Below are 509 nucleotides of genomic sequence, written 5' to 3' on the forward strand. Positions count from 1 at the left end.
GATGTCTTTTACATCGCTGCTGTTGTATGCAACGGTGTTCGCGTCAACAACCAGATCGATGCTCTGGCTGCTCGCAACAGATTTCACAGCTGTCTGGATACGATTAACCAGCTTGCCGCGTTCTTCGTTAGAACGACGTTGACGATCCTGCTCGAAANACGATCGCTACCTGCTTTCATGGATTGCAGACGCTGCATTTTAGATTGCAGATCGGATTCCATGCGCTGCAGTTCGCTGGCGCGGCCTTTGAACTCGTTTTCCAGCGTATTAGAAACACCAGTCTTCTGTGCAACCTGTTGGAACAGGCTACCCATATTGACGATTGCAATTTTGTCAGCAGCCTGTGCGGACGTTGCCATCGCTAAACCGAGACCTGCAGCTAATAACCACTTTTTCACAATTAACTCCTTACCATCCCATTTGCACCCGAAGGTGCAGTTCTTTGCGTGGCCAGGCGATCCCATGCAAGATCGCCTAAAGTCAGCGCTACACTACCACTACATTCCTTT

General features: G+C 49.6%; 1 pseudogene. It reads right to left on the reverse strand.

What is annotated here, in order from left to right:
- A pseudogene (locus FDX22_RS00350) lies at window positions 1–398 on the reverse strand (OmpH family outer membrane protein); the annotation flags it as partial.
- Window positions 399–509 lie beyond the last annotated feature (111 nt).

The sequence above is a fragment of the Citrobacter sp. TBCS-14 genome (assembly GCF_005280805.1).
Taxonomy (GTDB): domain Bacteria; phylum Pseudomonadota; class Gammaproteobacteria; order Enterobacterales; family Enterobacteriaceae; genus Citrobacter; species Citrobacter gillenii.